Genomic DNA, 22,539 nt, shown 5'->3' with positions numbered 1-22,539 from the left:
GATACAGCTAAATTATCTCGAAAATTCTTCAAAAAACTCACTATAATTATTGAATTTATGATCTTCTCAGAAAAATATATAAAAAGTTAATTCTAAAAATTTCAATAATAATAGAAACGATATCATATTATTGATTTATAAGTAAAATTTTATTTCAAAATTCTTTCTAACAAGCATATTTACTAGATATGGTGAGAGTAAGAACTCTTGTATTTACTTTATATTTTTAATTTAAATTGATAACTTTCAGTTTTATTAAAAGTAATTCTTCATATGCTAAATTTTGAACAACCACATTTAAGAACAAACATACTTACAGGAGAAAAAATATTAGTTTCTCCTCATCGAAGTAAAAGACCTTGGCAAGGTCAGGTAGAAGATATTCACGAAGAACAAAGACAACAATATGATGAAACATGTTATTTGTGTCCTGGAAATAAACGTGCCGAAGGACAAATAAATCCTAATTATTCGGATAGTTTTGTTTTTACGAATGATTTTTCTGCCTTATTAGATTCTACTGAAGAAGAAACTTACAATGAAAACAATCTCTTGAAAGCTGAAGCCGAAAAAGGAATTTGTAAAGTAATTGCATTCTCACCTCGTCATGATTTAACGCTTCCTGAATTGGAAGTTGATGAAATCAAAGAAGTGGTTGATGTTTGGCAAAAAGAATTTTCAGAATTATCTAAAAATGAATGGATTAAATATATTCAGATTTTCGAAAATAAAGGTGCAATTATGGGATGTAGTAATCCGCATCCGCATGGTCAAATTTGGTCACAACAATCACTACCTTCAGAAATTGTAAAAGAAACGAAGCAACAAAAAGAGTATTTTGAGAAAAACGGAAAATCTCTGTTAACAGCTTATTGGCAACAAGAAGAAAAGGAGGCGACTCGTGTTGTTATTAATAATGAACATTTTATCGTTGTCGTTCCTTTTTGGGCAGCTTGGCCGTATGAAACGCTTGTTATTAGTAAAAGACATATGCAAGATATTTCACAATTTACAGAAGAAGAAAAAAAAGATTTAGCCAAAACATTAAAAGAATTAACAACCCGCTACGATAATATTTTTAAAATATCTTTTCCATATTCGGCTGGTATGCATCAAGCGCCAGTGAATACTGATGAGGTCGATTTTTGGCATTGGCATATGCATTTCTACCCACCTTTATTACGTTCTGCAACTGTCAAAAAATTTATGGTTGGATATGAAATGTTAGGAAATCCTCAACGTGATATTACACCAGAATTTGCAGTAGAAGTTATTAGAAATCAATCCACAAAACATTATAAAACCATTTAAAAAATGATTGCAAAAGAAACTATTATTCAAGCTTTTAAAGAACAATTTAATCAAGAGCCAACTATTGTTGTAAAATCTCCAGGTCGAATTAATATTATTGGAGAACATACCGATTATAACCAAGGTTTTGTGATGCCTGCCGCGATTGATCAATATATTTATGTTGCAGTTAGTGTACGAAATGATGAAGAATTACATTTATATTCGTCTGATTATGAAGAAAACTATCAAACAGCTTTAAATCAAGATTTGAGTAATGCGCCAGATTGGTCAAAATATATTATTGGTGTAAGTGAAATTATTCAAACTAAAACATCTAAAATAAAAGGTTTTAATGCTTATGTAGTTGGTGATGTTCCTTTGGGAGCTGGACTTTCTTCGTCTGCGGCTTTTTCTAGCGCAATTGGTTTTGCTTTGAACGAATTATTTCAAATCGGGCTTTCTCGCGTTGATTTGGCAAAAGTTGGTCAGCAAACAGAACATGATTATGTTGGTGTAAAATGTGGAATTATGGATCAATTTGCTTCTATTATGGGTAAAGATAATCACGCTATTCAATTAGATTGTCGCGATTTATCATTTGACTATGTTCCATTAGATTGGGAAAATTATGAAATTCTTTTGCTTAATACAAATGTCAAACATAATCTTGCATCTTCTGCATATAATGATAGACGAGTGGCTTGTGAACAAGCTGTAGAATGGATAAAAGAACAATATTCTTCTGTTGAATCTTTGCGTGATATAACGGTTGAGCAATTAGATGAAATTGTATTACCAAAATCTCAAGATATATATACAAAATCTCGTTTTGTTGTTGAAGAAAATGATCGTGTAACAAAGGCAAATGCAGCTTTAAAAAATCATGAATTTGACGCGTTAGGAAAATTACTTTTCGAGGCGCATTGGGCATTGAGTAAACAATATGAAGTAAGTTGTGATGAATTAGATTTTTTAATTGAAAATGTTCAAGCGATTCCAGAAGTTATCGGCGCACGTATGATGGGAGGTGGTTTTGGTGGTTGTACAATTAATATTATCAAGAAAGGAAATCGCGATCAAGTGATTGAAAAAATTACACCTCTTTACAAAGCTAAATTTGGTTTTGAGCCAACTCCATTGAAAGTTAGTATAGGAAATGGAACTTCTTTTGTTGATTAAATATAAAATTTTATGACAAATTCAAAAGCAAATTTAGTGGATGCTGAAGCATTTCGTTTTACACACGAAAATCAATTTATCGATCTTTATACGATAAGTAATTCGAATGGAATGACTGTTCAATTCACTAATTTAGGTGCGCGTATTGTTAGTTTGATTGTTCCTGATTCTGAAAATAATCTAACTGATGTTGTAATCGGAATGCAAACTGCGGAAGAATATCTTTCGAAAGATGAACCTTATTATGGAACTATTATTGGACCTTTTACGGGACGAATTTCGAATGCTCAGTTTAAAATTAAAGATAAAACCTATCAATTAATTAAGAATAATGGAGAAAATACATTGCATGGTGGTCATAAAGGACTTCATTTTGCCATTTGGTCAACTTCTTTAGAAGAAAATAAAATCATTTTTCGTTATCAATATCCTCATTTGGAAGAAGGTTTTCCTGGACCAATTCATTTTGAAGTTCATTATACCTTAACAGAAAAAAACGAATTAATTCTTGAGTATTTTGGGGATTCAGAAAATGATACCATTATTAATTTGACAAATCATTCATATTTCAATCTAAATGGAGCAGGAAATGGGACGATTTTAGAACATAATTTACAGATTAATTCAAGTCAAATTACAACGCTTAATGCGGATTATTCGCTAAGTGGAGATTTCTTAAAAGTTGAAAATTCACCTTTTGATTTTAGAAATTTTAAAAAGGTTGGAGAATCTATAAATGATAATCATGAACAATTGATTTTTGGAAATGGTTATGATCACTTTTATGTTTTAAAGCAAACATTTGATGAAACGTTGAATCATGCAGTAACTTTAAAGGGAAACCTTTCTGGAATTGAATTAAATGTTTATACAACTGCGCAAGGTGTTTTGTTGTATACAGGGAATTTTATGTCTGATAAAGTTACATTGAAAAATGAAACGACAGATGGTTTTAGAACAGCTTTGTGTTTAGAAACGCAGAATTTTTCTGATTCAATAAATCAACCAAATTTTCCTCAAAAGATTTACAATTCAGAAGAAAAATATTATTCAAAAACAGTTTTTGAATTTAGTTAAAAAAAACATTTATAATATAAGAGAAATCTACATTTATATGATCTAGATTCTCTTATATTACTTCAATTCTGAGAGAAAACAATGTAATTACCCGCTAATTTATCTTTATCAATATCATATAAATGCAATTCAATTTCTTGTCGAAGTTTTTCCAATTCTTTTAGTTCAATTAATATTGAGGTTTGAAAAATAACTTCTGACAATTGAGTTTCTTCTGAGAAATTTATAAAAATAAGTTCTCCAAGTTCTACATTATTATCTTTTTTGACATGCTCAATTGCGAAATCTAATTTATAATAATGATTAGAAGTATATTTAGTTTGATAAAGTCCAAAATCTCTATTATAACTAATTGTTTTATTATTGATAATAATATTCTCTTTTCCATAAATATTCCACAAAAAATATCGAATAATAAAATAGAAAATAAGGAAACTAATTATAGAAATTGGAATAATAAAATCTTGCGGCTCCGAATCAATAATTGTGATTAAACTAATCGGAACTGAAATCATCAATAAAATGCAAAAGAACAAAAAGAATTTTCTCCTTTTAGAAGGATTAATTTCTAAAGTGACGTACAAATTGATAGAATCTTTTGCTATTTTATATTGATTTATCATCTATTCAATTGTTTGATTCTTGCTTTGTTTCGTCCGTCCAAAAGTGATGCAACAGCCCAAATTGCAGCTGGCAGCCATCCAATTAAGGTGATTTGTAAGATTAAGCAAATAACGCCTTGTATTATTTTTCCTCTTAAAATGAATGATAACCAAGGTAAGAGTACGGCTAATATGATCATTGTGTTGTATTTATTGAATTAATTATTTCGTTGTAATATAAAACTGAAACTTTTTCAGAGTTTAATTGTAAATCATTTTCAAGAAGTGATTGTGCAACTTTTTCGGCTTCAATTGATTTATATTTAGATAAGTTTCCTCGTAAAAAGAAATTAATCAAAGGGAAAATTTTTGCACTGATATTCTCAGCCAAACGATATTCCGCTCGATTTCCAATTAACAAAGATGGACGATATAAGAACAATTGTTTGATATTATTCTTTTGCAAAGTTCTTTCGGCTTCGCCTTTCATTTTTAAATAAAAGTTGGACGAGTTCGTATTTGCACCAATTGCTGAAATATAATGAAACTTTGTTAATCCTTTTTGAATCCCAAGTTTTGCAAATTGATTTGGAATATCGACTTCTATTTTATGATAAGCATCTAAATCAGGCGTCTTTTTTCGTGTTGTTCCCAAGCACGAAAAAATAGAATCAATCGTTTCAATATCATCTAAATTAATCTCCGAATTAAAATCAGTAACTATTTCAATCAATTTTGGATGATTAATTTGTTGAGGTTTTCGAACAATTGTGATAATAGTTGAATAATCAGGATGATTGAATAACTTTTCTAAGAGAAGAGAACCAATCAAACCTGAGCTTCCTAAAACCAATGCAGTTTTGTTCATGGTTTAAATTTTCATTAATAACCAATACCACGCACCATTTACATCTCCTTGTTCCAAAAGTTTTGCAGCAACTTGATGACGAACCTCTGCTGATTTAAACTTTTGAATATCTAATCGTTCTGTCAATTGCTCCTTGAAATTAAGAATCATTTCATCTGTAGGTAATTTTTCTACATTTCCTAATTGACCTAAATTATTACCTGTTAAATAATTAGAATTTTTCACTTCGTCAGGAAGTTGATCTATTCCCAAACCAATTGTACGCGTAGGTTTTTCGACTTCGAAGATCGATTCTGGAATAACTCGGCAATAATAATCACCTCCCATACGAGCAACTAAATCCAAATCATAAGGCGAAACTTTATCATTTTCATCCAGTAAATCCTCTTGTACATGCATGCGCACAATTTCAGCAATCACCAAATTAGCTGCACCTGGTTGATCTGTAACAGAAATTACTTCACGCACTTTACATTCAAACTGAACAGGAGATTCTGCTACACGAGGAGGTTTAACCAACTCTGAAGGTAATTCTGTAAAACCAGCTTTCACAAATTCATTTACACCTTTTGGATATTCCACACTTGCCAACGATTGTTGCTGAACCATGTTATAATTGACAATATTAATTACACATTCTGGATGTTCCCAAATGTTTTCTAATGTATGCTTTGTCGATCCATCTCTCATTTTTCGAAGTGGAGAAAATACACAAATAGGCGGATTTTGTCCCATCATATTGAAGAATGAAAATGGGCTCAAATTTACATTTCCGTCTTTATCTATCGTACTTGCAAAGCAAATAGGACGTGGAGAAATGGCGTGTTTGAAAATGTCATCAAATTGACGTGTATTTGGCTCAAAAGATTTTGTATGTTGCATAAGCTGAGTTTATTGGTTATAAAGATGAACAGAATTTACTAATTTTCCTAATCCTGTAACAGACATTTCGATGGTATCATTTGGTCGTAACCATTGTTCTTGATAAGCTGGATCCTTACGTTTTCCAGTTCCATTCAATTCAAGAAAACAACCTGTACCAACCGTTCCAGACCCTATAATATCACCAGGATAAAGTTTTACACCATATGAAATACGTTCAATAATTTCGGCGAAAGTCCAATGCATATCTTTGAAATTTCCACGAGAAACTTCAATATTATTGACTGAACAAGACATTTCTAAATCATAACAATTTCCGATATGTCCTTCTTTAGGCTCAACTTTGTATTTTTCGATTTCGGTTGGTGTGACTAAATATGGACCAAACATCGAAGCGAAATCTTTTCCTTTTGCTGGACCAAGATTCAGTTTCATTTCTTCCATTTGTAACGCACGTGCGCTCAAATCATTCAAAATCATAAAACCACCAATATATTCATCTGCATGTTCTGCTTTTATATTGATACCTTCTTTTTTGATGACAATAGCTACTTCAAGTTCAAAATCCATTCGATCAAAATGTTTTTCCATTGCAACTATTTTTCCTGGACCTTGAATAGCTTGATGATTAGAAAAATAGAATACAGGAAACTGATCAAATTCTGGAATCATATCCAAACCTCTATTCAAGCGTGAAGTTTCTACATGTTGGCGAAAAGCATACGCATCTCTAAAACTTGCTGGATGAGGTATTGGAGCCAAAATTTGTGGTCCTTTTATAATAGCTTTTTTATATTCACCACGTGAAATTTCGTTTGTAATCTGTTGACAGATTAATAGTGAAAACTCGTCATCTGCTAAGATTTCGATTAGAGTAGTGGGTAAGTTGTGATTAATTTTTGTCAAATCATAGATAGCATCTTGCCAAACAAGACCTGCTTTTTCTTGTTGATTTTCTAAGAAAGTAACGAATTTCATTATTTGTTGTTTGAGAGGTGAAGATACGAAGATGATTTTAATGTTGAAATAAGTGAAGAAAAAAAGAGAAAATTTATAGCACTTATTTTATTTATTCATAATAGAATCCATTTTCAACGTTAACTTATCAGCACCTTTTGCATTTAGATGATCTGAATTTTTGAAATCTTTTTTATTGAAATTTTTATTATTAATAAAATAATCGATGAAAACGACATTATCGTATTTCGATAAGCGATTAATATTATTTTTTAAGTTGAAATATTGAGGTGTATTTATGACATAATTTTTATACAAATTGGTTGTAGGAGTAGCCAATAGAACAACTTTTATATCATTTGATTTTGCTTGTTTTATAATTTGTTCTAAATCATGATAATGTGTTTTTATAATATGTTGTATTTGATTTGAATTCAAATTTGCACAATGTCTTTCAAACGTTTTTTTAGCATAAATACTATCATTCCAACTTGGTTCGTATCGCTTATTTATATATCCATTAGTATCTATTGTCAAATTATTTTTATCCTGAATCCAATAATCTTTTATTCGATTATAATTAACATCAACAGGTTCTGAAAAAATTTCGTAATTAAGATTAAGGTCGTTATTATTTATATCAACTTTCCAATAAATTGAATAATATTTTAATTTCTTTTGATTAAAATCATTTAATTGTTTTGTAAACGAAAAATACGAAATGGGAATAATAATGGTTTTTAAATTGGGTAAATATTTTCGATTTTGTTCAAAAATTTTATAATCTAAATCTAGTGATTGAGCAGAATGTGCAACATTAAAAGTCTTATTGGTAAATAATTTTGGATTGAGCCCTGTAAAAGTATGTGAACTTCCAAGAATCAAAGTTTCTATTTGTTTTCCATTTTCTTTTAAATAATCTGCTTTGTATTTGTAATCGTTGGGAATTTTTCGAAGTGTTTGTTCTATTCCAATTATTATCATAATGACAACTATGAATAAAGGTATTATGAAGCGTACTATTTTTTTCATGCAGAACTAAAAATCTTGAAATTCCATTTTTTAGAATTGCACAAAAGTAATCTAATTCGGTATAATTTTTTGTCAATTTTTTACCTACTTTCTTATTTTAAACTTACTTTTGAGTTAAAATTCAATAACATGATAAACCCAAATGATAGACTATTAGTGATAAGTACGAGTACTATTCACGGCTATAGTTTTTTAGAATATATAAAAGATGAAATCAAAGAATTTATTCAATCTGATGAAATTATTTTTGTTCCTTATGCGCGACCTTCGGGAATTTCGTATGATGAATATACGCAAAATGTAAAAGATGCTTTGCAAACGGTTGGGGTTTCTGTAAAAAGTTTGCATACTTTCGAGAATAAGAAAGAAGCAATTTTGCATGCGAAAGCGATTTTTATTGGAGGAGGAAATACATTTTTATTACTAAAAACGTTGTATGAACTTGGTTTGGTCGAAGAGTTGAGAAGTGCTGTACATAACGGAACGCCATATATTGGTACAAGTGCTGGAAGTAATTTGACAGGTTTAACAATTGGAACAACAAATGATATGCCGATTGTTTATCCGCCAAGTTTTGATGCGTTACAATTTTTACCTTTTAATATTAATCCGCATTACTTGGATCCTGATCCAAATTCTACACATAAAGGTGAAACAAGAGAAACTCGTATCAATGAATTTCACAAGTTTAATCATCAAGTTGTTGTTGGATTGAGAGAAGGAAGTTGGCTTCGTGTAGAAAATGGAGTAGTGGAATTGAAAGGAAAATTATCGGCCCGAATTTTTAGACAGAGCGAACAACCAATTGAAATTGAATCTGGTATTTTAGAGGAAAAAGTTTATAGTATTTAAAAATCATTTATCTTTAAATTTCACAATATGAATTTAGAGAACAATGAGGATAAATAAATTTTCTTTTATTTTTTTGATCCTTTTTACATTTGGTTGTAAAGAAAAGATCGTTAGTGAATCATCAGTTTCAGAGATTCCATCTGATTATGAAGAATTATTTTCTGTCATGAAAAAAGGCTTTATCGATAGAGATAAAATTGATTGGGAGAATTTGGAGAAAAAAGTAATCGAGAAAACTAAAATATCGAAAGATTCGGCGATTGTAGAGGCAATTACTTTATTAGGAAATAATCATACACATTATCTTACGAAAGATAAAGTGTTATTAACAGGTCGTTTTCCGAAAGCAAAAGTTGAAAGATAAAGTGTTATTAACAGGTCGTTTTCCGAAAGCAAAAGTTGATAGCGCTTGTTTGTTAAAAGTAGAAGATAATAATAAGTTAACTAAAATTCCTGACGTTGCGTATATTAGGATTAAGCGTCATGGGTACAATAAAACAATAAGTGATAAAGACTATATTTTCAATAATCTGAAAATTATTTCTGAACAAGCAAATTCTAATTATTGGATTATCGATTTGAGAGATAATACGGGAGGTTCTAATTGGGTAATGATAACATCTTTATTACCATTTTTTGAAGATAATGTATTAGGATATTCTAAAATTAATAATGATGATATTCCTTGGTCAAAAAAAGATGGATATTTTTTTAATGGAGTTAATAATTTATCAAAAGGATATATTAATTATCCGATAATAAATACAATTCATCCAAGGAAAATTTATGTTTTGATTAATCATAGGACAAGTAGTGCGGGCGAAGCTACATTAATTACGTTAAAATCACTTTCGAATGTGAAAGTTCTAGGTAAGAAAACGATGGGAGCAGCTACTATGAATACGAATACAAAATTGTCTAATGGCGATATGCATAATTTAACAGCTGGATATATGATGGATGCTAAAAAGAACATTTATCCATATGGAATTGAGCCAGATTATGAATTGTGCACAGAAGATGAAATTTTAAACTTTATCAAATCAGATATTAAAGAATAGCTTATTTTTCCCAATTTCCTAACAAAATTCATTACAATTTTATAACGAAAATCTATTCGATATTGGTTATATTTGTAGAGTTTAAATTAATTATAATAATAAATCAAAATAAAACTATATGAGTTCTTATGATGTAGCCGTAATTGGTGCTGGACCTGGAGGATATGTTGCAGCTATTCGCGCAGCGCAATTAGGATTTAAAACAGCAATTATCGAGAAAGAAAGTTTAGGAGGTACATGTCTTAATGTAGGATGTATTCCATCAAAAGCTTTATTAGATTCTTCTCACCACTATTACGATGCTGTAAATCACTTTAAAGAGCACGGAATCGAAATCGATGCTCCAAAAGTAAACTTCACTCAAATGATTGCTCGAAAAGCAGGTGTTGTAGATACTAACGTAGCTGGTATCAAATACTTGATGAGTAAAAATAATATTGATGTTTTAGAAGGTACTGGTGCTTTTAAAGATGCAACTCATATCGTTGTAACAGCTAAAGATGGCTCTACTCAAGAGATTGAAGCTAAAAATACAATTATTGCAACTGGATCAGTTTCATCTGAATTACCATTTGCACCAACAGATAAAACTCGTATCATCACTTCTACAGAAGCATTAGCTTTATCTGAAGTTCCAAAACACTTAATCGTTATCGGTGGTGGTGTTATCGGATTAGAGTTAGGATCTGTTTACTTACGTTTGGGTTCTCAAGTAACTGTTGTAGAATATGCAGACCGTGTTATTCCAGGAATGGATGGTGCTTTGTCTAAAGAGTTGACAAAAGTATTGAAAAAACAAGGAATGAAATTCCACACTTCAACTGGTGTAACTTCTGTTGTAAATAACGGAAATGATGTTACATTAAAAGCAACTTCTAAAAAAGGAGAAGAAATCGAAATTAACGGAGATTACGCTTTAGTAGCTGTTGGTCGTCGTGCTTTCACAGGATCTTTAGGTTTAGAAAACGTAGGAGTAGAGGTTGACGAAAGAGGTCGTATCAAAACAAACGATCACTTACAAACTAATGTTTCTAACATTTATGCGATTGGTGACGTTGTTGCTGGTGCAATGTTAGCACATAAAGCAGAAGAAGAAGGTGTTTTAGTTGCTGAGCAATTAGCAGGTCAAAAACCTCATATCAACTATAACTTAATTCCTGGTGTTGTTTATACTTGGCCAGAAGTTGCAGGAGTTGGTAAAACAGAAGAGCAATTAAAAGAAGAAGGAGTAGAGTACAAAGTTGGTTCTTTCCCTTTCAAAGCTTTAGGACGTGCTCGTGCATCTATGGATACAGACGGTTTTGCTAAAATTTTAGCTGATAAAAACACAGACGAAATCTTAGGAATGCATATTATTGGTGCTCGTGCTGCTGATTTAATTGCAGAAGGAGTTGTAGCAATGGAATTCCGTGCATCTGCAGAAGATTTAACAAGAATGTCTCATGCTCACCCAACATTCTCAGAAGCGATCAAAGAAGCTGCTTTAGCTGCTACAGACAATCGTCCAATTCACGCTTAATCAAATAGATTTAAGATAAATTCCTAAAAAGCTGTTCGTAAGAGCAGCTTTTTTTATAATTTTAAACTTTATAAACATCAAGAATGGAAAATATCACGACTTTATTCAAAGAAAATTGGGACACAATATTAATTACTGTTATATCAGTGATAACATTTTATTTTGTATTTAAATCGAAAGAACGAAAGAGAAGAAATTAATTTTCCTTAAAGTAAACTGGGTTTGGGTAAAGAAATTCATAATTAAATTCATCTTGTATTTTTTGACTTGAAATTATTTTTCCTTCTCGATTTGTAGCGGAAATAATTTCCTTGTTTAATTGATATTCTAACACTTCTTCTTTGGTAGGATGTTTTGGTGCAACAACATTATAAATTGATGAATTTTTATTTGAATTAATCAAGTTCTCAATCACTTGACAAATATCTAGATAATGTATATGATTCACCATTTGAGATAGATTTTGACTATATAAATCTATATATTTAGAAAGAAATCTATCGTCTCCCATTAATCCACCTAAGCGTAAAATAATCAATTGATTGAACTTTTCTTTTAATTGATTTTCAATTGAATAATAAGGATTATTTAAATGAATAGTTTCAATTGGATTTTCAAAAATAATTTCATTATTTTCAGGATAAATAGCTGTTGAACTAAGTAAAATAAGTTGATTGTTATAATCATCTAAAAAGTCAATTAAATGCTGAAACCGTTTTTGTAAATCTTCTAAATTATTTCTTCTTCCAAATGGAATTGTCACAATAACAAAATCATGATTGTGTTTAATTTTTTCAGATTTGTAATGATCAAAATCGATTGAAAAACAATTTTCTGCATCCGAAATTCGTTTCGTAGTTTCAATCAAAAATTGCTTTTCTAAATACTTTTCTAATCTTGATCCCAACCAACCTTTTCCAATAATCAATCCTTTTTTCATTCAATTTTATTAAGCAATAAATATAATACTGTTCTATTTTCTAACCGAAAATAACTTTCTATTTTTGCCAAATGTTAGAAATTCTTTATCAAGACGAATATATTATTGCCATTAACAAACCAAGTGGATTGTTGGTTCACAAATCTTTTTATGCGCGTGATGCATCTGTTTTTGCGGTTCAGGAATTACGCAATCAAATTGGTGGACAACATGTTTATCCTATTCATCGTTTGGATCGTAAAACGTCAGGAGTTTTGCTCTTTGCTTTAGATAAAGAAAGTTTAAAAATTATGAATGATCGTTTTGCAACACGCGAAGTTGAGAAAAAATACTTGGCTATTTTGCGTGGTTGGTCGCCAGAAGAAATGACGATAGACTATGATTTGACGAATGATGATGGTGTAAAGCAAAATGCAATTACCTATTTTCATCGTTTACAAACGGCAGAAATTGATTTAGAATATAACAATCATCCGACTTCACGTTATTGTTTGGTAGAAGCAATTCCCGAAACTGGTCGTATGCATCAGTTGCGCAAGCATTTTCGTCATATTTTTCATCCAATTTTGGGAAGTCGTCCGCATGGATGTAACAAGCAAAATAAATTGTGGTTAGAGAATTTTGGATTGAAAGGAATGATGCTTCACGCGCATGAACTAGTGTTTAATCATCCAATTACAAATGAACAACTTGTTTTGAATGCAAAGGTAAATGAAGAATTTTCTAAAGTTGGAGATATTCTTGGGTTAGATTTAGAAAAATATAAATAATCTTAATTAATATTTCTCAATTTATCATTTATATTAAATTTATAATTCAGAACGTTAAATAATTGAAATTGAGAATAATGTTTCATAAATTAGTAAAACCAAATATCCTTGCTTATGAAACATTATTTTTACTCATTTTTTACTTTATTTCTTTTATTTAATTGTTCAGAAAATAAACCTGAAATTAAAAAGCTCACTCAACAAGAATTAACAGAAACAACAGAATTTAAAGAAGCTTCACCCGAAAAAAAACAATTATTTTCTGAACTTACAGCTTTTCAGAAAGATTTACAAAGTAAGCAAGCTCAGAAAATTCCAGATTATTTGGATTGTCCAAAACGTATCGAAGAATTGGATTTGAATACTAAAAATACAGCGATTCGTACTGATGTTGAGGCAAATTCATTTCGATTATCGACAAATTTAGTTACAGATAATTTTGATTTGATTTACAATGAATTAGATTTGAATATTATTAATGAAGCAATAAAATCTATTCCAGAAACGGATTTATTGGCAAATGATAATGTATCGACAAATGTAAAAATTGGTGAATGCGATTATCATACTTCAATTTTGATGAAAAACAAAGAAGTCGAATTTAATATTAAATCTTCGACACCAAAAAATGAATGTAAAAAAGATCAAAAATGGAAATTTGTTTCGAATGGAGAAATTCTTGTTTTAGATCATCGAAAAATGTTATAATAATAAAAAAAGAAGTTCAAATTTGAACTTCTTTTTTTATATTTTTAATGTGAATGCACATGCATAGAAACCGTGAGATAAGCGAGAATAAAACCGACTAAAATAGAACCAAACTTCTTCAAATTAAATTTATGTCCTTCATTACTTTCAAATAAGATTACTGTAGAAATGTGTAAAAATATTCCCGAAACAATTGCACTCATTTCCAAAGAATAATTAGAAATAATGGTATGTTTTCCTAAGAAATACCCAAATGGAGCTGCTAAAGCAAATAAAGCCATAAATAGAAAACGTTTTGCGTTAGATTCTGTATGTTGACATAATGCGCTAAACAAAATCATTGAAACTGGAATATTATGAACAAAAATTGCCCACATAAAATTGTGAGATTCTGCATTTGCAACAGGAATTCCTTCGATAATCGAGTGTAAAAATAATCCGCCAAAAATTCCGAAAGGAAATTGCTCTTTTTTGTGTAAATGAATATGTCCGTGTTCAACGCCTTTACTGATCGTTTCTAAAATATATTGTACAACAACACCTAATAAAACAAACAATCCAATAGAATGATGGCTATGATTTTCGGATGGATGTCCATAGACTTGTGGCAAAATTTCTAAAACGGTCATCGCCAAAAAATACGCACCACTAAAGGTTAGTAGCAGTTTTGAGTTGTGTTTATTTTTGAGTAATATTCGAGAAAATAAAACTCCAATTAACACACTTGAAATTAAGATTAGACTTTCTTTCATTTGTTTAAAACTAGAATTAATCGGTCAGAAGTTTGTTCATCAAAAGCATCGAGATTATAATTTCCAAATACTTTATCTAAAATAAAACCTTCTGTTTCGTATATTTTTTTGAAATCGTTGAAATAAATTAAACGAACAAACTCTTCAAAATGAAATATTTCGCCTTTATCTGTGAAATCAATTTCTTTTTTGATAAAACCATTTTCGACAGATTTTGTGATTTTGAATAAAATTCCATCAATCAGCTTTTCCTCATAAGGAATCATTGTCGAAACTACTTTTTCTGCATTCAGATAATCTAAAACAAAGATTCCATGTGATTTTATTTGTTGTTTTACAGCTTCAAAAACTTTAAAATTATCTTCATAATTTTCAAAATAACCAAAACTTGTAAAAAGATTGAAAACCGCGTCAAATTCGTTTGGATGATAAACTTCGCGCATATCATGTTTTTCAAATTTTAAATATTCATTTTCAAATTGTTTAGCGTACTTGATACTTTCTTCAGATAAATCGATTCCCAAAACATCAAAACCTAATTTATTTAATGTAATAGCATGTCGTCCCTTTCCACAAGCTAAATCTAACACTTTTGCGTACTGTGGAAGTTGTAAATATTTCGTGATTTTTTGAATAAAATCTTCCGCTTCTGTTAAGCTTCTGTTCTTGTATAAAATATGATAATATGGCGAGTTAAACCATTTCACAAACCATTGTAAATCCATTGTTGTTATTATTGGCAATTTGAGCAAGTTCCTGTGATGACGCAATTGCAATCTTGCATCGAAAATCCTTCGGGTAAATTAATTTTTATTTCTTCTTTTAAGCAAATAAGTTGATTGCAAGTCGTGCAACGAAAATGAAAATGATCGTGGTGATGCTGTGTATGCTCACAACACGTCTTGCACATGGCAAAATAATTTACGCCATCATCTCCCACAACTTTATGCATCATTCCGTCTTCGCAAAAATTATTCAGAATACGATAAATCGTTGCTCTGTCCATTTTTCCTTGCAATTGCGTTTCAATTTGTTCCTGATTTAATGCAGTCGTACACGAATTGAACAAATCAATAACCGCTTGTTTGGTTGGTGTATTTCGTCTTTTCATTTCTTAATGCAAATATGTTGCAATAATAAGATAATTCTGAGAAATAAAAAAATCCTATTCACTTTCGAATAGGATTTTTTTGTCTAGCTGAATTTATTTTCAGTTTCTTATTTTTTTATGTCTGATTCTGAAACGAATTTAGAATGACTTTTTGTTGAAATTAAATTTACTTAGAAATAGCCTCACATTTTTCTTTTAACCAAGTTGTTTCTTTCTCATCTAAGAATGGAGAAATTTTCTCGAAAACAAATTGATGATAATTATTCAACCATGCAATTTCTTCGTTTGTCATTAAATTAACATCAATCAAATTTTTCTCAATTGGGAAAACTGTAATAATCTCAAATTTTAAGAAATCACCAAACTGAGTAGACATTGCAGGTTGTACAATCATTAAATTTTCGATTCTGATTCCGTATTCACCATCGCGATACAAACCAGGCTCGTTAGAAAGTACCATTCCGGCTTTTAGTGGTGTTAAATTTTCTTCTAAACGAATACTTTGTGGTCCTTCGTGTACACATAAGAAATGACCAACACCATGTCCAGTTCCATGTCCGTAATTGAAGCCCTTTTCCCAAAGCGCTTTACGAGATAAAACATCTAACAAAGAACCACGAGAATTAATAGGAAAAATAGCTTTCGATAAACCAATATTTCCTTTAAGAACTAAGGTGTAATCTGTTTTTTGTTGCGCTGTTGGTTCTCCTAACATCAATGTGCGCGTAATATCTGTTGTTCCTTCCAAAAACTGAGCTCCAGAATCGATTAACAACATTTCTTTTCGACCTAATGTATAAGCAGTTTCAGGCGAAGCAGAGTAGTGGTTCATTGCGCCGTGGTCTGCGTAACCACAGATTGTTCCGAAACTTGCACCTTTACAATTTTCCTGTTGCAAACGGAAAAATTTCAATTGCTCATCAACTGTAACTTCATTAATATTATTGTCGATATTTTCTTCTAACCAGATGAAAAATTTAGTCAATGCAACGCCATCTTTTACCATAGCATTTCTGAAACCTTCTTGCTCGATTTCATTTTTAACCGATTTTAAGTTTGTTACTGGAGAAGCAGCTAAATTAATAGTTGAAGAAGTAGAAATTGCTTCGTATAACGATTGATTAATTCGATTTCCATCTACCAATACATGCGATTTTTCGTTTTGTTTCTTTAAATAATCATAAATCGTTAAATAAGGTTGAATTGTAATTCCTTCATTTGCTAAAGCAGTTTTTGTTTCTGGAGTTACTTTCGCTTCATCTATAAATAAATACGCATTTTCTGTATCTACAGCAGCATACGAAATTGTCAATGGATTATAGTTAACATCATTTCCACGAATATTAAATAACCACGCAATTTCATCCAACGAATTCATGATATACATATTTGTATTCGCTTTTTTCATCTCATTGCGTACTTCCGAAATTTTTTCTGAAGCAGATTTTCCAGCAAATTTTACATCATAAATATAGAATGGATTCTCTGGTAAAGCAGGACGATCTTGCCAAGCTAAATCAATTAAATCAATATTTTTAACTGAAAGTTGATTGAATGAAAACTCGTTATAATTTTCTGCAAAAGCATTGTGCGCAAACATTTGCGGATTAAGACCAACAACTTCTCCTTCTTTTAATTGAGAAATAATCCATTCGTTGATAGAAGGAGTTTCTGGCATTCTCATTTTCATCAACTCAAAAGTCGTGTCTTTTAATTGATCTTCTGCCTGAATAAAATATCTCGAATCTGTCCAAACAGCTGCTTTTTCTAACGTAACAACTGCAGTTCCAGCCGATCCATTGAAACCTGAAATCCATGTACGCTCTTTCCAACGATTTGGTAAATATTCGCTTCCGTGCGGATCTGTTCCAGGAATAATTGTTGCGCTAACTCCATTTTGTTTCATAACCTCTCTCAAAGCTGAAAGACGATCTGTGATTTTTTCCATTTTATATCGAATTCTAAAAAATTAAACTTTAATAGCCGAAAGGTACGAAGAATGTCGATGAAGGAAAATATAGAAATTAAGAAATATTATTAAGATTATTATCTGGTTTCATCACGATGTTTTTCTGATAAAACAGGTTCTGCAAAAGCAATAAATTCATTTTCTTGTAATTCGATTAATTTATCAAAAACAGATTTATAATTTATTTTTAAAGGAATTTCTAGAACAAAGTATTTTTCATTCAGCGCTTCACTTTCACAATTCAAATTCTTGAAAATATTTCTAATATCATCTCTATTAATTTCATCATTCATTATTATAACTTGAACTGTCGAATTTCCAGAAAATTCAATTACTTTTCTAAAAGTCAAACATTCTTCATCGTTATCATATTCAGCAAATACTATATCGTCACTTGAAAAACATGGACCATAGAACGGAATATTTTCAATTTTATATAATCCTTTTTCTTTGTCTATGGTTTCTGTCCAAAGTGTTTCAACTATTTCTTCTTCTAAAACCTTACTATAATATCGAACCAATATTTTTTCATATTTAGTTTCTTGATCCATGAAATATTTTTTGTTAAGATATAAATTAGTTTAGAATATCGAAAAACAATTATTCCTTTCTCAATTTCCTTTATTTCCCGTACTTTTGTAAAAATTTTATTTCCTTGGAAAATTTCAGAATGATTGCGAAAACCTTTTTTGGTTTCGAAGAAATATTAGCGCAAGAATTAAAAGCGTTGGGTGCGGCAGATGTTAAAATTCAAAACCGAATGGTTGAATTTAATGGCGATTTAGGTTTTATGTACAAAGCAAATTATAGCTTGCGTACGGCACTTCGTATACAGAAGCCAATTCTTTCGTTTTCTGCGAAAAATGATCATCAATTGTACGAGAAATTCAAAAAATTCCATTGGGAAAATTATTTGAATGTCGATCAAACTTTTATGATTGATCCAACTGTTCATTCAGATTATTTTACGCATTCACATTACGCAGCGCTTAAAGTGAAAGATGCTATTGTAGATCGATTCAAAGAAAAAAATGGTCGTCGTCCAAGTATCGATAAAGATTTTCCAGATGTACGTTTCAATTTACATATTTCGCACGATAAAATAACGTTGTCGTTAGATTCTTCGGGTGAATCTTTACACAAACGTGGTTATCGCGAAGAAACTGGTCCAGCTCCAATTAATGAGGTTTTAGCTGCAGGTTTGTTGTTGCAAGCAGGTTATGATGGAAAAGGAAATTATCTTGATCCAATGTGTGGTTCGGGAACAATGTTGATTGAAGCGGCGATTATTGCAAATAATATTCCGCCACAAATTCATCGTAAGCATTTTGCTTTTCAGAATTGGCCAGATTATGACGAAACATTGTTTACACAAATTCGTAATACGCGTCTAAATCGAATCAAAGAATCTGAATATAAGATTGTTGGATACGAAATTTCTCCAATGATGGTAAAAATTGCGCAGATGAATATAAAATCTGCTGATTTAGAAGATTTCATCGAAATTCGTCACCAAGATTTCTTTACATCTAAAAAGGAATTATTCCCAGTTTTATTGGTGTTCAATCCTCCTTATGATGAGCGTATTGAAAACAATAACCAAGAATTTTATAAACAAATTGGAGACACGTTAAAATCGAGTTATCCAAATACATTGGCGTGGTTTATCACATCAGATTTACAAGCCAAAAAATATGTCGGTTTACGTCCTTCGAAAAAGGTAAAAGTGTTTAACGGTAAGTTAGAATGCGACTTTTTACAATACGAAATGTACGAAGGAAGTAAAAAAGCTAAAAATCAAAATTAAGAGAAGTGAGTCAATTTATAAAAGAAATTTGTCAAGATCAAAAAGTATATCTTTTAACTTCGGAAGAAGGTTTTGCAGTTTCGTATTCAGAGGAATTTGAGTATGAAGATGGCTCTAATTTAGAGGTTATTTGTTTTTGGTCGAATACATATTTAGCTGAAAAAGCGAAACAAAATCAATGGGCAAATCATATAATTGATTCGATAGATTTGAATACTTTTTTAGAAGAATGGTTGTTTGGAATGATTGAAGAAGTTTCTTTGGTCGGAATTAATTTTGACGAAACTTCGAAAGGAGAGGAGCAAAGTCCATTGGATACAATTTTGGCAATTGTTCACGAATTGAATCAATCGAAATCAACTTTCAAATTGAATCATTTTAAGAGTTTAGATGAAATTCAGAAAGTGACATTAGAGTTGAAAGAATCATTCAATCAATAATATATTTTGGAAAAAGAAGATTTGCAACTTTCGATAATTATTGCCGTTTACGAACGTCAAGATGAATTGACAGAATTATTGTCAAGTTTAGCGAAACAAACGGATAAGTTATTCGAAATTATTATTGTAGATGATGGTTCTCAAAATAAATTGGATACAGTTTGTGCTAAATTTGAAACTCAATTAGATCTTCATTATTATTACAAAACAAATTCAGGTCCAGGAAAATCGAGAAATTATGGAATGGAAAAAGCGAATGGAAATTATTTCATTTTCTTAGATTCTGACACGATTATTCCTTCGACTTATATCGAATCGGTTAAAAAAGAATTGACAAGCAATTTTGTTGATGCTTTTGGTGGTCCAGATGATGCAGATGATTCGTTTACAGATTTGCAAAAAGCGATTACATTTTCGATGACTTCTTTTTTGACAACAGGAGGAATCCGTGGAGGAAAAAAACAAATTGGTAAATTTCAGCCGCGTAGTTTCAACATGGGAATTTCTCGAAAAGCCTACGAAAAAACAGGTGGTTTTGCGGATTTACGCGTTGGAGAAGATCCAGATTTATCGCTGCGTTTATGGGAAAATGGTTTTGAAACACGATTATTTCAAGATTCGAAAGTGATTCATAAACGTAGAACTTCGTTAAAGAAATTTGCAAAACAAGTCTATCAATTTGGAGTTGGGCGTCCAATTCTAAATCAACGTCATCCAAATTATATCAAACCAACTTTTTGGTTTCCGAGTATATTTTTTGTCGGAACTTTAGTTGCGTTTCTACTTTTATTGTTGAGTTTTATTCTTCCGAAACATCAATTTATTCTACAAATTCCGTTTGTTTTGTGGCTAATTTATATGTTTTTGATTTTTATTTTCTCTACAATTCGTTTCAAATCTGCGGTTGTAGGTTTATTAACAATTCAAACAACTTTAATTCAATTTTTCAATTATGGTTACGGATTTTTAGAAAGTCAATTCAGGTTGAATATTCTCAAACAAAATCCTAAAAAGGCATTTCCGAGTCATTATCATATCGATTAAATATAAAAAATAAAGGTCAAGATTTCTCTTGACCTTCTTAATTTCAAAGCATTGCTTTGACATCTAACTTAAAATACTAATAAGCTCAAATTTAACATTTATTGTTGAAATTAAACTATAAATAATTTGTTATATTTTGTTAATCAATTAGTTAAAATTAATTTTAATAATTATTATTAATGATAATAAAGTAATAGTTGATTAATTTTCTAAAATAGTTAGTTGTAAAGAAATCTATTCTATTTAAAGTTATTTGAGTTTAAAATTTTTTATTTTAACTATTTATACTTGTTCCATTCAATCTTTTCGGTTAGTTCTCTCAAATATTTCGTAATTTTGCAGACTTAAATTAGAGTAATGCGTACAAAATCGACTGGAAAAAAGAAAATTAATGTAATTACGTTAGGATGTTCTAAAAATGTATACGATTCTGAGGTGTTAATGGGACAGCTAAAAGCCAATGGGAAAGAGGTTGTACATGAACAATCTGGGGAAATTGTAGTGATTAATACTTGTGGTTTCATTGATAATGCAAAGGAAGAAAGTGTTGATACAATTTTAGATTATGTGCAACGTAAGGAAGATGGTTTGGTAGAAAAAGTTTTCGTGACAGGATGTTTGTCAGAGCGATATAAACCAGATTTAGTTGAACAAATTCCAAATGTTGATCAATATTTTGGTACGCGCGAGTTACCATTATTGTTAAAAGCTTTAGGAGCAGATTACAAGCACGAATTAGTTGGAGAACGTTTAACAACAACTCCTCGTCATTATGCTTATCTTAAAATTGCAGAAGGTTGTGATCGCCCTTGTTCTTTCTGTGCAATTCCTTTGATGCGTGGAGGAAATGTTTCTCGTCCAATCGAAGATTTAGTTACAGAAGCTACTAAATTGGCAAAAAATGGAACGAAAGAATTAATTTTGATTGCGCAAGATTTAACGTATTATGGATTAGATATTTATAAAAAACGTGAATTAGCGACTTTATTAAGAGAGTTAGTGAAAATTGAAGGAATCGAATGGATTCGTTTGCATTACGCATTTCCAGCTGGTTTCCCAGAAGATGTTTTGGATGTAATTCGCGAAGAACCTAAAGTTTGTAATTATATCGATATTCCGTTACAACATATTTCGACAAAATTATTAAAATCAATGCGTCGTGGTACAACACACGAAAAAACAAATGCTTTGTTAGATGCAATGCGTACAAAAGTTCCTGATATGGCGATTCGTACAACGTTAATTTGTGGTTATCCAGGTGAAACCGAAGAAGATTTCCAAGAAATGAAAGCGTGGGTACAAGAGCAAAAATTTGATCGTCTGGGATGTTTTACTTATTCACACGAAGAAAATACACATGCTTATAATTTGGAAGATGATGTTCCAGAAGAAGTAAAACAACAACGTGTTGAAGAGATTATGGAAATTCAATCTCAGATTTCGTACGATTTGAATCAAGAAAAAATTGGAAAACAATTTAGAGTAATGATTGATCGCAAAGAAGGTGAGAATTTTATTGGTCGTACAGAATATGATTCGCCAGATGTTGATAATGAAGTTTTGATTTCTGCAATTGATACCTATTTACCAGTTGGTGATTTTGTAAATGTAGAGATTATCGAAGCTTACGAATTCGATTTAATTGGAAAAGTAATTGATTAATCAATTTTAGATAT

At 30.6% G+C, this 22,539-nt stretch carries 25 protein-coding genes; 13 read left to right on the top strand and 12 right to left on the bottom strand.

The window, feature by feature from the left end; all coding sequences use genetic code 11:
- Positions 1 to 273 precede the first annotated feature (273 nt).
- The 3 genes from N5D46_RS06640 to N5D46_RS06630 are packed head-to-tail and all read left to right on the top strand — an operon-like array spanning position 274 to position 3,549.
- The gene (locus tag N5D46_RS06640) at positions 274 to 1,311 is read left to right on the top strand and encodes a UDP-glucose--hexose-1-phosphate uridylyltransferase (RefSeq protein WP_280037801.1); all 1,038 of its coding nucleotides are present in this window, start codon (positions 274 to 276) and stop codon (positions 1,309 to 1,311) included.
- A gap of 3 nt (positions 1,312 to 1,314) precedes the next feature.
- Positions 1,315 to 2,472, top strand: a complete 1,158-nt coding sequence (locus N5D46_RS06635) for a galactokinase (RefSeq protein WP_280049528.1) — start codon at positions 1,315 to 1,317, stop codon at positions 2,470 to 2,472.
- Between the two features lie 12 nt (positions 2,473 to 2,484).
- On the top strand, positions 2,485 to 3,549 hold the full coding sequence (locus N5D46_RS06630; protein ID WP_280049527.1) for a galactose mutarotase: 1,065 nt from the start codon (positions 2,485 to 2,487) through the stop codon (positions 3,547 to 3,549).
- Positions 3,550 to 3,611: 62 nt separating this feature from the next.
- On the opposite strand, the gene N5D46_RS06625 is transcribed toward N5D46_RS06630, so the two are convergent.
- The 6 genes from N5D46_RS06625 to N5D46_RS06600 all read right to left on the bottom strand — a co-directional run bounded on the left by N5D46_RS06625 (position 3,612) and on the right by N5D46_RS06600 (position 7,842).
- The gene (locus tag N5D46_RS06625) at positions 3,612 to 4,172 is read right to left on the bottom strand and encodes a hypothetical protein (RefSeq protein WP_125349328.1); all 561 of its coding nucleotides are present in this window, start codon (positions 4,170 to 4,172) and stop codon (positions 3,612 to 3,614) included.
- Positions 4,169 to 4,351, bottom strand: coding sequence for a YqaE/Pmp3 family membrane protein (locus N5D46_RS06620; protein WP_125349329.1), 183 nt, complete (start codon positions 4,349 to 4,351; stop codon positions 4,169 to 4,171). Before N5D46_RS06620 ends, N5D46_RS06625 begins: the two co-directional genes overlap by 4 nt.
- Positions 4,348 to 5,019 carry an NAD-dependent epimerase/dehydratase family protein gene (locus N5D46_RS06615; RefSeq protein WP_125349330.1) on the bottom strand — a complete coding sequence of 224 codons (672 nt, stop codon included), beginning with the start codon at positions 5,017 to 5,019 and terminating at the stop codon, positions 4,348 to 4,350. Before N5D46_RS06615 ends, N5D46_RS06620 begins: the two co-directional genes overlap by 4 nt.
- 3 nt (positions 5,020 to 5,022) lie before the next feature.
- Positions 5,023 to 5,901, bottom strand: a complete 879-nt coding sequence (locus N5D46_RS06610; protein ID WP_125349331.1) for a flavin reductase family protein — start codon at positions 5,899 to 5,901, stop codon at positions 5,023 to 5,025.
- Between the two features lie 9 nt (positions 5,902 to 5,910).
- Positions 5,911 to 6,879: a fumarylacetoacetate hydrolase family protein gene (locus N5D46_RS06605; RefSeq protein ID WP_280049526.1), complete on the bottom strand. Its 969-nt coding sequence runs from the start codon at positions 6,877 to 6,879 to the stop codon at positions 5,911 to 5,913.
- An 87-nt stretch (positions 6,880 to 6,966) separates the two neighbouring features.
- Positions 6,967 to 7,842, bottom strand: coding sequence for a hypothetical protein (locus tag N5D46_RS06600; RefSeq protein ID WP_280049525.1), 876 nt, complete (start codon positions 7,840 to 7,842; stop codon positions 6,967 to 6,969).
- Between the two features lie 177 nt (positions 7,843 to 8,019).
- Here N5D46_RS06600 and pepE point away from each other — a divergent pair, with 177 nt between their 5' ends.
- The 4 genes from pepE to lpdA all read left to right on the top strand — a co-directional run bounded on the left by pepE (position 8,020) and on the right by lpdA (position 11,322).
- Entirely contained in the window at positions 8,020 to 8,742 is a 723-nt protein-coding gene (gene pepE, locus N5D46_RS06595) for a dipeptidase PepE (RefSeq protein ID WP_280037809.1), read from the top strand.
- A 43-nt stretch (positions 8,743 to 8,785) separates the two neighbouring features.
- A complete protein-coding gene (locus tag N5D46_RS06590; protein ID WP_125349335.1) occupies positions 8,786 to 9,106 on the top strand; it encodes a hypothetical protein in 321 nt (106 codons plus the stop codon).
- Positions 9,096 to 9,803, top strand: coding sequence for a S41 family peptidase (locus N5D46_RS06585; RefSeq protein WP_125349336.1), 708 nt, complete (start codon positions 9,096 to 9,098; stop codon positions 9,801 to 9,803). The genes N5D46_RS06590 and N5D46_RS06585 overlap by 11 nt, the downstream gene beginning before the upstream one ends.
- A 118-nt stretch (positions 9,804 to 9,921) precedes the next feature.
- Positions 9,922 to 11,322, top strand: coding sequence for a dihydrolipoyl dehydrogenase (lpdA, locus tag N5D46_RS06580; RefSeq protein ID WP_115000751.1), 1,401 nt, complete (start codon positions 9,922 to 9,924; stop codon positions 11,320 to 11,322).
- A gap of 196 nt (positions 11,323 to 11,518) precedes the next feature.
- Here lpdA and N5D46_RS06575 read toward each other — a convergent pair whose 3' ends face one another.
- Positions 11,519 to 12,262, bottom strand: a complete 744-nt coding sequence (locus N5D46_RS06575; RefSeq protein WP_280049524.1) for a hypothetical protein — start codon at positions 12,260 to 12,262, stop codon at positions 11,519 to 11,521.
- A gap of 71 nt (positions 12,263 to 12,333) precedes the next feature.
- Between N5D46_RS06575 and N5D46_RS06570 the strand changes: the two genes are divergently transcribed.
- Complete coding sequence (locus N5D46_RS06570; RefSeq protein ID WP_038331486.1) at positions 12,334 to 13,032, top strand: pseudouridine synthase; 699 nt, start codon at positions 12,334 to 12,336, stop codon at positions 13,030 to 13,032.
- Positions 13,033 to 13,146: 114 nt separating this feature from the next.
- Positions 13,147 to 13,740, top strand: coding sequence for a hypothetical protein (locus N5D46_RS06565; protein ID WP_038331490.1), 594 nt, complete (start codon positions 13,147 to 13,149; stop codon positions 13,738 to 13,740).
- Positions 13,741 to 13,784: 44 nt separating this feature from the next.
- Here the strand turns inward: N5D46_RS06565 and N5D46_RS06560 are convergent, their stop codons facing one another.
- The 5 genes from N5D46_RS06560 to N5D46_RS06540 all read right to left on the bottom strand — a co-directional run bounded on the left by N5D46_RS06560 (position 13,785) and on the right by N5D46_RS06540 (position 18,123).
- Positions 13,785 to 14,492, bottom strand: coding sequence for a ZIP family metal transporter (locus N5D46_RS06560; RefSeq protein WP_038331492.1), 708 nt, complete (start codon positions 14,490 to 14,492; stop codon positions 13,785 to 13,787).
- Positions 14,489 to 15,235 (bottom strand): class I SAM-dependent methyltransferase, encoded by a 747-nt coding sequence (locus N5D46_RS06555; RefSeq protein ID WP_038331749.1) that lies wholly within the window; start codon positions 15,233 to 15,235, stop codon positions 14,489 to 14,491. Before N5D46_RS06555 ends, N5D46_RS06560 begins: the two co-directional genes overlap by 4 nt.
- Entirely contained in the window at positions 15,226 to 15,603 is a 378-nt protein-coding gene (locus N5D46_RS06550; RefSeq protein WP_280049523.1) for a transcriptional repressor, read from the bottom strand. Before N5D46_RS06550 ends, N5D46_RS06555 begins: the two co-directional genes overlap by 10 nt.
- A 166-nt stretch (positions 15,604 to 15,769) precedes the next feature.
- Complete coding sequence (locus N5D46_RS06545; protein WP_280049522.1) at positions 15,770 to 17,551, bottom strand: aminopeptidase P family protein; 1,782 nt, start codon at positions 17,549 to 17,551, stop codon at positions 15,770 to 15,772.
- 98 nt (positions 17,552 to 17,649) lie between these two features.
- The gene (locus N5D46_RS06540; protein ID WP_038331503.1) at positions 17,650 to 18,123 is read right to left on the bottom strand and encodes a DUF4265 domain-containing protein; all 474 of its coding nucleotides are present in this window, start codon (positions 18,121 to 18,123) and stop codon (positions 17,650 to 17,652) included.
- A 98-nt stretch (positions 18,124 to 18,221) separates the two neighbouring features.
- On the opposite strand from N5D46_RS06540, the gene N5D46_RS06535 reads away from it, so the two are divergent.
- The 4 genes from N5D46_RS06535 to rimO all read left to right on the top strand — a co-directional run bounded on the left by N5D46_RS06535 (position 18,222) and on the right by rimO (position 22,525).
- The gene (locus tag N5D46_RS06535) at positions 18,222 to 19,379 is read left to right on the top strand and encodes a class I SAM-dependent RNA methyltransferase (protein ID WP_280049536.1); all 1,158 of its coding nucleotides are present in this window, start codon (positions 18,222 to 18,224) and stop codon (positions 19,377 to 19,379) included.
- Between the two features lie 5 nt (positions 19,380 to 19,384).
- Positions 19,385 to 19,819: a DUF2750 domain-containing protein gene (locus N5D46_RS06530; RefSeq protein WP_280049521.1), complete on the top strand. Its 435-nt coding sequence runs from the start codon at positions 19,385 to 19,387 to the stop codon at positions 19,817 to 19,819.
- 6 nt (positions 19,820 to 19,825) lie between these two features.
- The gene (locus tag N5D46_RS06525) at positions 19,826 to 20,863 is read left to right on the top strand and encodes a glycosyltransferase (RefSeq protein WP_280049520.1); all 1,038 of its coding nucleotides are present in this window, start codon (positions 19,826 to 19,828) and stop codon (positions 20,861 to 20,863) included.
- Positions 20,864 to 21,220: 357 nt separating this feature from the next.
- The gene (gene rimO / locus N5D46_RS06520) at positions 21,221 to 22,525 is read left to right on the top strand and encodes a 30S ribosomal protein S12 methylthiotransferase RimO (protein WP_280049519.1); all 1,305 of its coding nucleotides are present in this window, start codon (positions 21,221 to 21,223) and stop codon (positions 22,523 to 22,525) included.
- Positions 22,526 to 22,539 lie beyond the last annotated feature (14 nt).

Source organism: Empedobacter sp. GD03865, from assembly GCF_029840775.1.
In the GTDB taxonomy this organism is placed as follows: Bacteria; Bacteroidota; Bacteroidia; order Flavobacteriales; family Weeksellaceae; genus Empedobacter; species Empedobacter falsenii_B.
The sequence above is the reverse complement of the archived record's forward strand: the minus strand, read 5'-3'. Positions and strand labels throughout refer to the sequence as shown.

What these genes read in the sequence shown, in the direction of transcription:
- N5D46_RS06635 (WP_280049528.1), top strand. Translation starts at nt 1,315, where the DNA reads ATGATTGCAAAAGAAACTATTATTCAAGCTTTTAAAGAACAATTTAAT.
- N5D46_RS06605 (WP_280049526.1), bottom strand. Translation starts at nt 6,879, where the DNA reads ATGAAATTCGTTACTTTCTTAGAAAATCAACAAGAAAAAGCAGGTCTT.
- N5D46_RS06640 (WP_280037801.1), top strand. Translation starts at nt 274, where the DNA reads ATGCTAAATTTTGAACAACCACATTTAAGAACAAACATACTTACAGGA.
- rimO (WP_280049519.1), top strand. Translation starts at nt 21,221, where the DNA reads ATGCGTACAAAATCGACTGGAAAAAAGAAAATTAATGTAATTACGTTA.
- N5D46_RS06600 (WP_280049525.1), bottom strand. Translation starts at nt 7,842, where the DNA reads ATGATAATAATTGGAATAGAACAAACACTTCGAAAAATTCCCAACGAT.
- N5D46_RS06560 (WP_038331492.1), bottom strand. Translation starts at nt 14,492, where the DNA reads ATGAAAGAAAGTCTAATCTTAATTTCAAGTGTGTTAATTGGAGTTTTA.
- N5D46_RS06570 (WP_038331486.1), top strand. Translation starts at nt 12,334, where the DNA reads ATGTTAGAAATTCTTTATCAAGACGAATATATTATTGCCATTAACAAA.
- N5D46_RS06575 (WP_280049524.1), bottom strand. Translation starts at nt 12,262, where the DNA reads ATGAAAAAAGGATTGATTATTGGAAAAGGTTGGTTGGGATCAAGATTA.
- pepE (WP_280037809.1), top strand. Translation starts at nt 8,020, where the DNA reads ATGATAAACCCAAATGATAGACTATTAGTGATAAGTACGAGTACTATT.
- N5D46_RS06540 (WP_038331503.1), bottom strand. Translation starts at nt 18,123, where the DNA reads ATGGATCAAGAAACTAAATATGAAAAAATATTGGTTCGATATTATAGT.
- lpdA (WP_115000751.1), top strand. Translation starts at nt 9,922, where the DNA reads ATGAGTTCTTATGATGTAGCCGTAATTGGTGCTGGACCTGGAGGATAT.
- N5D46_RS06550 (WP_280049523.1), bottom strand. Translation starts at nt 15,603, where the DNA reads ATGAAAAGACGAAATACACCAACCAAACAAGCGGTTATTGATTTGTTC.
- N5D46_RS06630 (WP_280049527.1), top strand. Translation starts at nt 2,485, where the DNA reads ATGACAAATTCAAAAGCAAATTTAGTGGATGCTGAAGCATTTCGTTTT.
- N5D46_RS06590 (WP_125349335.1), top strand. Translation starts at nt 8,786, where the DNA reads ATGAGGATAAATAAATTTTCTTTTATTTTTTTGATCCTTTTTACATTT.
- N5D46_RS06615 (WP_125349330.1), bottom strand. Translation starts at nt 5,019, where the DNA reads ATGAACAAAACTGCATTGGTTTTAGGAAGCTCAGGTTTGATTGGTTCT.
- N5D46_RS06620 (WP_125349329.1), bottom strand. Translation starts at nt 4,351, where the DNA reads ATGATCATATTAGCCGTACTCTTACCTTGGTTATCATTCATTTTAAGA.
- N5D46_RS06610 (WP_125349331.1), bottom strand. Translation starts at nt 5,901, where the DNA reads ATGCAACATACAAAATCTTTTGAGCCAAATACACGTCAATTTGATGAC.
- N5D46_RS06625 (WP_125349328.1), bottom strand. Translation starts at nt 4,172, where the DNA reads ATGATAAATCAATATAAAATAGCAAAAGATTCTATCAATTTGTACGTC.
- N5D46_RS06545 (WP_280049522.1), bottom strand. Translation starts at nt 17,551, where the DNA reads ATGGAAAAAATCACAGATCGTCTTTCAGCTTTGAGAGAGGTTATGAAA.
- N5D46_RS06565 (WP_038331490.1), top strand. Translation starts at nt 13,147, where the DNA reads ATGAAACATTATTTTTACTCATTTTTTACTTTATTTCTTTTATTTAAT.